The sequence below is a fragment of the Dokdonella sp. genome (genome assembly GCF_051958935.1).
Taxonomy (GTDB): domain Bacteria; phylum Pseudomonadota; class Gammaproteobacteria; order Xanthomonadales; family Rhodanobacteraceae; genus Dokdonella_A.
The window spans coordinates 1-9,571 of sequence record NZ_JBQCFP010000047.1 but is presented as its reverse complement, the minus strand read 5'-3'; the positions used below and the strand labels follow the sequence as shown (position 1 = coordinate 9,571).

At 70.3% G+C, this 9,571-nt stretch carries 8 protein-coding genes; 4 read left to right on the top strand and 4 right to left on the bottom strand.

All coding sequences use genetic code 11. The annotated features are described in order from the left end of the window. Positions 1 to 1,689 (top strand): M13 family metallopeptidase (locus tag ACTHK2_RS04270; protein ID WP_440244454.1); only part of this gene is annotated, 1,689 nt, incomplete at its 5' end. An 82-nt stretch (positions 1,690 to 1,771) separates the two neighbouring features. Here the strand turns inward: ACTHK2_RS04270 and ACTHK2_RS04265 are convergent. Beyond that, a complete protein-coding gene (locus ACTHK2_RS04265) occupies positions 1,772 to 2,728 on the bottom strand; it encodes an alpha/beta fold hydrolase (protein WP_440244453.1) in 957 nt (318 codons plus the stop codon). Between the two features lie 263 nt (positions 2,729 to 2,991). Here ACTHK2_RS04265 and ACTHK2_RS04260 point away from each other — a divergent pair, with 263 nt between their 5' ends. The 3 genes from ACTHK2_RS04260 to ACTHK2_RS04250 are packed head-to-tail and all read left to right on the top strand — an operon-like array spanning position 2,992 to position 5,009. Next, positions 2,992 to 3,552, top strand: a complete 561-nt coding sequence (locus tag ACTHK2_RS04260; RefSeq protein WP_440244455.1) for an RNA polymerase sigma factor — start codon at positions 2,992 to 2,994, stop codon at positions 3,550 to 3,552. Between the two features lie 57 nt (positions 3,553 to 3,609). Beyond that, complete coding sequence (locus ACTHK2_RS04255) at positions 3,610 to 4,086, top strand: hypothetical protein (RefSeq protein ID WP_440244452.1); 477 nt, start codon at positions 3,610 to 3,612, stop codon at positions 4,084 to 4,086. A 17-nt stretch (positions 4,087 to 4,103) separates the two neighbouring features. Further along, positions 4,104 to 5,009: a DUF4097 family beta strand repeat-containing protein gene (locus ACTHK2_RS04250; protein ID WP_440244451.1), complete on the top strand. Its 906-nt coding sequence runs from the start codon at positions 4,104 to 4,106 to the stop codon at positions 5,007 to 5,009. 94 nt (positions 5,010 to 5,103) lie between these two features. On the opposite strand, the gene ACTHK2_RS04245 is transcribed toward ACTHK2_RS04250, so the two are convergent. The 3 genes from ACTHK2_RS04245 to ACTHK2_RS04235 all read right to left on the bottom strand — a co-directional run. Beyond that, positions 5,104 to 7,074, bottom strand: coding sequence for a WD40/YVTN/BNR-like repeat-containing protein (locus ACTHK2_RS04245; RefSeq protein WP_440244450.1), 1,971 nt, complete (start codon positions 7,072 to 7,074; stop codon positions 5,104 to 5,106). Between the two features lie 106 nt (positions 7,075 to 7,180). Then, positions 7,181 to 7,906 carry a hypothetical protein gene (locus tag ACTHK2_RS04240; RefSeq protein WP_440244449.1) on the bottom strand — a complete coding sequence of 242 codons (726 nt, stop codon included), beginning with the start codon at positions 7,904 to 7,906 and terminating at the stop codon, positions 7,181 to 7,183. A gap of 333 nt (positions 7,907 to 8,239) precedes the next feature. Then, the coding region (locus ACTHK2_RS04235; RefSeq protein ID WP_440244448.1) for a choice-of-anchor Q domain-containing protein at positions 8,240 to 9,571 on the bottom strand (1,332 nt) is incomplete at its 5' end.

Here is a 9,571-nt window from a genome sequence, read left to right as displayed (position 1 = left end):
CGGGCCGGGCGCGCGCGGCGCGCGGCCCCCGCGCGCAGCGACGCGGTGCGCCGGGCGGACGCCACCGCCACCCTCGGCGGCGAACGCGGCCGCAGCGGCGGGCGCACGCCCCTCGGCAATTCCGTGCTCAACGACAGCCGCGATCCGCACGCCTACATCCAGACGCTGCACCAGGACGGGCTCGGCATGCCGGGGCGCGAGTACTACCTCGGCGACGAGGCGGCGATGCGCGAGATCCGCGCGGCCTATCTCGGCCATGTCGAGCGGATGCTGCGCCTGGCCGGCACGCGCGACGCCGCCGACGGCGCGCGGCGCGTGCTGGAGCTCGAGACGCGACTTGCGCGCGCGCAGTGGACCTACGCCGACAGCAGCGACCCGGCCAAGTCGGACCATCGCTACACGCTCGCGGAGCTCCAGGCGCATGCGCCGGGCATGCCGTGGCGGCGCTTCCTCGTCGCGAACGAAACCGCCGCACGCGCGCCGACCTTCGTCGTCGCCGAGCCGGACTATTTCCGCACCGTCGCAGGGCTCGTCGCGCACGCACCGCGTGCGACATGGAAGGCGTATTTCCGCTACCAGTTGTCGCGCGCCTACGCGCCGTACCTCGACGCCGCGTTCGTCGGCGAGGCGTTCGCGTTCGAAGGCCGCCAGCTGCGCGGCATCCCGGCGAATGCTCCGCGCTGGAAGCGCGGCCTCGACCTCGTCGATGAGACCCTCGGCGAAGCACTCGGCCGCCTCTACGTCGCCCGCCACGTGTCGCCGCAGGCGAAGGCGCGCGTGACGGCGATGGTGCCGCACTTCGTCGACGCGTTCGCCGCCGGCATCGACACGCTCGACTGGATGGGCGAGGCGACGCGGCGCAAGGCGCAGGCGAAGCTGCGCGCGCTCCACGCGAAGATCGCCTGGCCCGACCGCTGGCGCGACTACACGGGCCTGCGCATCGATGCCGGCGACCTCGCCGGCAACGTGCGGCGCGCGCGCCTGTGGGAGTACCGGCGCAACGTCGCCAAGCTCGGCAAGCCGGTCGATCGTGACGAGTGGTACATGACGCCGCAGACGCCCGATGCGTACGCGTGGGCGCCGCAGAACGAGATCGTCGTCGGCGCGGCGCTGCTGCAGCCGCCGTTCTTCGACGCCGGTGCCGACGATGCCGTCAACTACGGCGCGATCGGCGGCACGCTCGGTCACGAAATCAGCCACGACTTCGACACGATCGGCAGCCAGTACGACGCCGACGGCCGCCTGCTCGGCAAGCCCGGCTGGTTCACCACCGAAGACCAGCAGCGCTTCGATGCGCGCACGCGTGCGCTCGTCGCGCAATACGGCGCATTCGAACCGGTGCCCGGCTATCGGGTCGACGGGCGGCAGACGCTCACCGAGAACATCGCCGACGTCGCCGGCGCGGCGATCGCCTATCGCGCATATCGCCTGTCGCTCGGCGGGCGCGAGGCCGCGGTCATCGACGGCCTGACCGGCGACCAGCGCTTCTTCATCGGTTGGGCGCAACGGCGCCGCGGCAACTATCGCGAGCGCGAACTCATCCGCATCCTCAAGAGCGACGAGCATGCGCCGCCGGCGATCCGCGCGGTCGCGCCGCTGATGAACCTCGACGCGTTCCACGGCGCGTTCGGCATCCGCGCGGGCGATCGCATGTACCTTCCGCCGGCCGAGCGCGTGGCGATCTGGTAGGCATGCGGTGGGATTCGCGGGGTGCGCCTCGCATCCATCTGCGGCTTCGCGCGCTGCGGCGAGTCCCACCGCGCGCACGCCGTCAATCGCTGTTCGCGCGCTTGGCGAGGAACGCGACGAGCACCGGCACGGCTTCGTCGGGTTGCTCCTCCATGATCCAGTGGCCGGAATTCGCGATCACCGCACCCTCGACATGATCGGCGACCGACTCCAGCTCGGTCTTCATCGCCGCGCCGTAGGAATGGTCGCCGCCCACCGCGAGGATCGGCATGTGCAATTTGCCGCCCTTGGCGAACAGCGCCTTGTTGTCGACCGCATCGGTCGCGAACGCGGCGAACTGGCCGCCGAGCGCATTGTGGATCGCGCCGGGGCGGGCGTAGAGCGCGGCGTAGTGCACCCGCGTCGCCTCGTCGATGCCGGCCGGATCGGCCGACAGCTCGTTGTAGAAGCGGTCGAGCAGGATGCGTTCGCGCCCCGCGACGAGGCGTTCGACATCCGGGCCGCGGAAGTTGAAATGCCACACCTTCGGGTTGACGAGCTGCTGCTCCCACGTGCCGAGGCCGGGGAGCGGCGCGTCCATGACCGCCCAGCGGCTCACGCGCTGCGGATACTGCGCGGCGAACGCGTAGCCGACCATGTTGCCGATGTCGTGCGTGACGAGCTGCACCTGGCCGACGTGCAGCGCGTCGAGGATCGCGGCGAGGTCGCGCGCCTGCGCGGTCTTCTCGTAGCCGCCTTCGGGGTGCGACGACAGGCCCATGCCGCGCAGGTCGGGCACGATCACGCGGTGGTCCTTGACCAGCACGTCCGCGAGCGGCTGCCACATGTCGCCGGTGTCGCCGAAGCCGTGCAGCAACAGCACGACGGGACCCTCGCCGCCGCTGCGTACGTACTGCGTACCGCCGGTGACTGGCATGTCCCGCGCGGTGAAGGCCGCCGGATAGGGTTTCACCGCGGCAACGGCGGCCAGCGCAAACAGCAGCATCGTGCACAGCGAGGCTGCGACGGCCGAGCGCCGTCCGCAAGCACGAAGGTCCATGAGGCTCTCCTGGCAGGAAGCACGGGGTGCACGGTCGACGCGTGCGGCGCTCCTGCGCCGGCCCGGTCGCAGCGCCACCCCTCGCGGCTGCCGCCGCTGGAAAAGCCGGGACCGAGCATACTCGTGCCGCTGCGCGGCGCACGTACGACCATGGTCGCGTGCCGGGACGGACTGCCCGCGTTCCGGGCCCATCCTTAAACCCTCTGCCCCGCCGGGGCATCCAAGCTGGCAAGATGAACGCCTGCCTTGCCATGCCCTTGCCGATGAGCGATGTGCCACGAGCCGAAGCGATCAGCGAGTCGGCCGACAGCGAGCTGGTGCGCCGTGCCGCCACCGGGGACATGCGCGCGTTCGAGGCGCTGTATCGCCGCCACGCGGGTCGCGTGCACGGCGCCGTGTGGCGGCTCAGCGGCATGAACGAGGCACGCGCGGAGGAGCTCACCCAGGAAGCGTTCGTGCGCGCCTGGCAGAAGCTCGACAGCTTCCGCCATGAAAGCGCGTTTTCCACCTGGCTGCACCGGCTCGCGGTCAACGTCGCGCTGATGGACCTGCGCGGTCGCGACCCCGAGGATACGGTCGAGAGCGACGTGCTCGAGGCCGCGAGCGAGCCGGTCACGCCGTTCTGTGCGGGCGAGCGCTCCGACCTCGAGCAGGCGGTGGCGAAACTGCCGCCGCGCGCGCGGGCGGTACTGGTACTGCATGATGTGGAAGGCTGGAAACACGAGGAGATCGGCCGCGAACTCGGCATGGCGGTCGGCTCGTCCAAAGCACAGTTGCATCGCGCGCGCGGCTTGCTGCGCGGGATGCTCGGAGCGGTTTCGTGAGGCGTGCGGCCGGGATGGCCGTTCTGAATCGCGGTCATGGAGATCGCCGGAGGTCGTATGACGGACTTTGAGATCCAGCGCGGATTGCGCCAGATGAATACGCCGCGGATGCCGCAGGCGGACCTGTGGCCGGGCATCGCGGCGCGCATCGCCGCCGCCGACGCGGCACCGGTATCCGCGCCGGCACGCAGGCGGCGCTGGCTGCCGTTCGCCGCGGCGGCGGGCGTGCTGCTCGCGATCGCCGGCGCCTTCACCGCCTACACGCTCGAGCAGCAGCGCGCCGCCGACGCTTTCATCGCCGGCACCGCGAGCCCGCTGCCGGTACGGGTGTCGCCGCGCGATGCGCACGATCTCTCGCGCGCACCCGGCGGCGATCCGCGCCTGCTCGGCGCCGCGGTCGTGCTGGACGCCGCGCACGCCGAACTCGAACAGGCCCTCGACCAGCGCCCGGATGCGGTGTTCCTGGTCAGCCTGCTCAACCGCACCAATGCACGCCGCATGAAACTCGAACACTTCGGCGCACGCGCCGGCTGACGCAAGGGAGTTCCATCATGAAAGCCGCCGCCACCCCCCTGCTCGCATTCGCCATCGCGTTCGCCCTCGGCGACGCGCGCGCCGACGCGCCGATCAGCGAACACCGCGACGTGAGCCCGAACGCGCAGATCGACGTCTCCAACGTGAAGGGCTCGGTGACCGTCAGCGGCTGGGACAAACCGGAGGTTTCGATCACCGGCACGCTCGGTGACGGCGCGAAGAAGCTTTCGGTCGAAGGCAACGCCGATCACCTGCGCATCAAGGTCGAGCCGCCGGACAAGCAGGGCTGGTTCAGCTGGGGCGCGGACACGCGCATGGGCGACAGCGTGCTGGACGTGCGCGTGCCGAAGAACGCGCAGATGAAGATCGAAGTGGTGAGCGCCGACGTGACCCTCAGCGGCGTCGCGGGCCGCAGCCTCAACGTCGACGGCGTCAGCGGCAAGCTGCGCCTCGACAGCGGCGCGAAGGAGGTCGAGATCGACAGCGTCAGCGGCGACATCGACATCACCGGCAGCGCGGATCGTGCCCACGTCGAAACGGTGTCCGGCAACATCCGCGCGCGCGGCCTCGGTGGCCAGGTCAAGTTCGACACCGTCTCCGGCGACGTCGATGCCGAGAACGCCGGTTATCGCGAGATCACCGCGGGCACCGTCTCCGGCGACGTCAGCCTGCGCGGCAAACCCGATGCGGGCGCACGCGTGGAGGTGGAAACGATGAGCGGCGACGTGCACCTGTTCCTGCCCGCCGACCTCTCCGCGCGCCTGAACGCCTCCAGTTTCAGCGGCCGCATCCGCAGCGATTTCGGCACCGTCAGCGAGCCCGAACACGGCCCCGGCAGCAGCCTCGAAGTCACCACGGGCAGCGGTGGCGGCCAGGTGAAGCTCGAGACCTTCAGCGGCGACATCGACATCCGCAAGCAGTGATGCGCAGCGCGCACCTTCGCGCACGCCCGAACGCCGGCGGCGCCGCGCGGCGTGCGCGATCGATGCCGGTGCGTCCGTGCCCCTTGCCTGCGTGTCAGTCCCACCCGTCGGCGAAGATCCCGTCGCCGCGCTGCAGGATCGCCGCGTAGCGATTGGCGTAGCCGACGACCGTCACGGTGTGGGCATCGTGCGCGAACACGCCGTAGAGATTGCCGCCGATCTGCGCGTCCTGCATCCACGTCACCCCGGCATCCGCCGTTGCGTAGATCGTGCCGTCGATCGCGGTCGCGTAGCCATGGTCGGTGTCGACGAAATCGACCGCCTGCAACTCCGAGGGCAGGTCCTCGTGCAGCAACGACCAGCTCGCACCGCCGTCGACGGTGGCGAGCACGACCGCGCGGCCTGCTTCCTGGCCACCGACGATGAAGCAGTGTTGCGCGTCGACACAGCTCACTGCCGACAGCGCCTGGTCCGTCGGCGCCTTCGCCGCCGCCCAGGTCAGCCCGCCATCGACGGTTCGCCAGATCTCGTATTGGCCGGCCACGAAGCCGATGTCGTCGTCGACGAGCGCGACGGCCTGCAGAGTCACCTGCTCGCCACAGAGCGGTGGGCGTGCGACGGACCAATGCCCGCCCGCGTCGTCGCTGCGCAGGATGACGCCGCAATAGCCGACCGCGACGCAGCGACGCGCCGGCGTGCAGGAGACACCTCTGAGTCCCGTTACGTCGCCGTCCACGACGAGCCGGTCCGTCCATGATGCTCCACCGTCGTCCGTACCGATGATGATCGGCGCGCTGTTCTGCGTATCGAAGCCGACCGCGACGGCCGCGGTGCGCGACATCATCGATACGCTCTGGAGCACCTGTTCCGTGCCGCTCGCGAGCGCCGACCAGGTCGAGCCGCCGTTCGCCGTGCGCAACGCGGCGCCGTTGGTACCCACCGCGATGCCCACCTGTCGATCGGCGAACGAAACGGATTGCAGGGCCTCGCCACTGGTGGAACGCGGCGCATGCGACTCCCACGACAGGCCCTCGTCATGCGACGTGAAGACGTTGCCCCCGCTGCCGGCGACGGTGATCTCGCCCGCGGCTGGAAATGCGATGCCGTGCAGGCTCGCCGCGAACTTCGACGTGGACCAGGCGGCGCCTTGGCCCGACAGCGACGCGACGATGCCTTCGCCGGCGAAATCGCCGCCGACCACGAACAACGCGCCATTCGCGTTCCAGCCTCCATCCAGCAGGGCGAGGGCCGTCGGTGTCGCCTGGACTGCCCAGTTCGTGCCGCCGTCGTCGGTCACCAGCAGCGAACCGGCTTCGCCGACCGCAACACCACGATCTGCGTCGCGGAAGCGCACGCCGTTGAGGCTCGCCACGCCACCGGCATCACGCGCATCCCACGTCTTGCCTGCGTCGTCACTCGTGAGCAACAGGCCGGTTGCCGCCACGAAGTCGGTGCCGACGACGACCCACCGCCCGCCCACGCTCTGGGTGATGCCGGTGAGCAGGCCGAATCGCGACTCGTCGACATGCGCAGTCCAGGTCGTTCCATCGTCCTGGCTGCGAAGCACGACGGGATGTCCCGCGTTCATGTCGATGCCGACCGCCATTGCGCCCGCGGCGCCGTCGAGCCAAACATCGTAAATGAGGGTGTTCGGCATCGTCGCCCGCGTCTCCCACGTGGCACCGCCGTCACGGGTGGCAAGCACGAAGCCCAAGAAGGCCGGCACCGCGTAGGCGGGGTTCCCGCCGACGGCAAGCCCATGCGCGCCATCGCGGAATCGCACTTTCTCGATGAAATGCCCAGCCTCGCTCTCGGACGGACTCGGCATCCATGACTGTCCGCCGTCGACCGTCGCCAACAACGCGCCATGTTCTCCCACCGCGGCGCCGCGCGACGCGTCGGCATAGGCAACCGAGAACAGTGAGTACGGCAGGCCCGCCGGGTTGCGCCAGGTCCAGTCGGTCTGGTGGGCCGCGGCCGCAGGAGCGAGGACGAAGCAGAAAACCGCGGCGAGGAAACGCGAAACCGAGGCGAGGCGGCGAGGCATGAGGCCGGTCAGTTCCATGGAATCTCCGTGGGCATGTGCGAACGCCTGCGTCAGCAGGCCGTGTCGGGCCACCTTTGCGGGACGGCGGCGGCTGCCGCGCGACCCACGCGGAGCCCGCATGAAGTCAGCTGGATGAGCCTGCGCGCGACAAGCCGCGTGCCTGGCGATGCCCCTCACGAGGCGCCTCGAACCCGAGCGCCAAGATGCGACCGAGGCATTCGCGCCACCACGGCGAGGCGCCGATGCCGGAATCCCGCCAGGCATCGTCGATGCGTTGGAAGTCGTTGGGGCACAGCACCGATCCGCCATGCTCGAGCGCCCCGGATCCGGCGAACAGACGGCCCTCGAACTGGTTGCCGCCGACGAGCAGGCGGGCGAGGTGCGCGAGCGTCGACAGGTCCGGCAGGTCGCCCGTCAACGCGTTGTCGCCGACATCGAGGTCGTGGAGCGCGGTCAGCGCCGTCAGGGTGACGGGCAAGCGTCCGCTCATGCCGGGCACTCCCGCGATTCCTCCGACATGGCTTTGCATCGCGTCGCATCGGATGACGGCCCGGGCACCCTCAGCGCCGGGGGAGGCGAAATCCGTGTCGCACGCGTTGCGCCAACCCGCGTGGTCGAGCCAGTGCGCGCCGTCCGAGGAGACATAGAGGTCGATCAGCGCGGCACGCTCGGCGGGCGGGATCGCCGCGCCGGCGAGCGATGCGGCAGCGAACGCGAACGCCAAGCCCAGCGCGACGCGAACGTGCCGTCCCAGTGCCGCGGCCATCCCCGGCGCCCGCGCAGCGGTCGCCGCGATCATCGCGACCGGCTGGGACGGCGTCGTCCGGCGCTTCGTCGGCTGGCGGGACATCGCGGGACTCTCCTTTCGAAACGTGAGGGCGCGTCGACGCACCATGGAGTGATGTGGCCGCCTGCATGGATATCGCGCTGGGGAAAGCGATAGGGGAAGCCATGCAGGCGGCGCACGGCAGGCGACGACATCGATCGCCTGCAGGGGGTTGAACGCATACCGGGGCACGCACACGCCACGCGCCGGCCCTCGGCGACGCGCGCGGTCCGCCAGGGATCACTTCATCGGTACGCTCGCCTGCATGCCCTTGATCGGCGGACGCGACGCCTGCAGCGACCACCGGCGGCCGACATCGCGCGGCGAAGTGCGCGATTTGCGCCACGTCGTCCGGCGTCATCCGCCACCCGGCGCGGATCGCGCCACCCTTTCGAACTCGTCGTCGAAGATCGCATCGTCGAACTCGAACGCCCCGATGTCCGTGCGCAGCCCCTGTTCTCGCGGATGGCCGAAGCCACGCGCGTCGTACGGCAGGTGGCGCGGGTTGTCACCGGCATCGATGGCCGCGCTGCCCATCGGCAGTGCGTGCGTCCACGCCGGTCCGCCGTTGTCCGCGAGCGGACCGAGCTGCGGATCGATGCCGATCAGCGTGTCCGCCGGCAATTGCAACGACGGTTGCGGCACGACGACGAGGTTCGCCGCGCCGCTGACGCTGCCGGCGACGACGACGAGATCGAATGCCGACGACGCATTGCCGTCGGGTGCGGGCTCGCAGTCGCCGTTGCCGGCGACGATCGAACTCTGCATCGTGAAGCCGTACACGGCCTGCACGCCGGCGCCGACCGGCGTGGGGCTCGTCGCCGCATCGCGCGCGCAGTTGAACGCGATGGTGCTGTTCTCGAGCGACAAACTCGCGTCCGCGGATATGCCGGCCGTGGTGTCCGCGCGGTTACCCGAGATCGTGCTGCTGGAGATGACGGCGTCCTTCACGGCGATGCCCGCTGCTGCCGCTGCATCGTTGCCGCTGATCGTCGACGAGACGATCGCGGCGAAGTCCGTGGCGACGATGCCGCCACCGGTCGAAAAGCCGTACTTGGACGTCGTGTCGCGGATCGTCGTGTTGCCGCTGATCGTCGAGTCGACGATCAGCACCTGCGCTTCGGCGAAGATGCCGCCGCCCTGTGCCGACGATCCCGTGCTGTGCGCAACGTTCTCCACGACGCGCAGCCGCGTCGCCAGCAGATTGCCTGTCGCATGGATACCGCCGCCGCGCACGGCATTCGCTCCCGACACGGTGCATTCGCGCACCTCCACATCGGTGAGTGCGAGCGATCCCTGCGACTCGATGCATCCTCCGGACACTTCCGATTGTCCGCCGGTGACGGAGATCCCGGAGATCTCGAGGTAGCTCGCGGCATCGGGCTGCTCGATGACGCGCTGGCCCCGTGCAGCCGAGATCGTGAGCGCACCCGCCCCCGGGCCGATCAGGCTGATGCGACCGCCGGGGACGCGCAGCGCCGCACCGGCCAGCGAGATCGTCGAGCAGGCCAGGCCGCTCGCATCGACGATGGCGACGTCGGCGCCGTGGGCGAGCACTTCGATCGCGTCGCGCAGGCTACCGGGTCCATCGGCGAGGCAGTTGGCGACGATGATCGGCGGCCCGGCCGCGCCCGTGACGTCCGCGTTCGCGCCGATCGCAGGCGCGATGCCGAGCGCAGTCGTCAGTGC

Coding starts and splice junctions, on each gene's coding strand:
- ACTHK2_RS04250 (WP_440244451.1), top strand. CDS start 4,104: ATGAAAGCCGCCGCCACCCCCCTGCTCGCATTCGCCATCGCGTTCGCC.
- ACTHK2_RS04240 (WP_440244449.1), bottom strand. CDS start 7,906: ATGTCCCGCCAGCCGACGAAGCGCCGGACGACGCCGTCCCAGCCGGTC.
- ACTHK2_RS04265 (WP_440244453.1), bottom strand. CDS start 2,728: ATGGACCTTCGTGCTTGCGGACGGCGCTCGGCCGTCGCAGCCTCGCTG.
- ACTHK2_RS04260 (WP_440244455.1), top strand. CDS start 2,992: ATGAGCGATGTGCCACGAGCCGAAGCGATCAGCGAGTCGGCCGACAGC.
- ACTHK2_RS04255 (WP_440244452.1), top strand. CDS start 3,610: ATGACGGACTTTGAGATCCAGCGCGGATTGCGCCAGATGAATACGCCG.
- ACTHK2_RS04245 (WP_440244450.1), bottom strand. CDS start 7,074: ATGGAACTGACCGGCCTCATGCCTCGCCGCCTCGCCTCGGTTTCGCGT.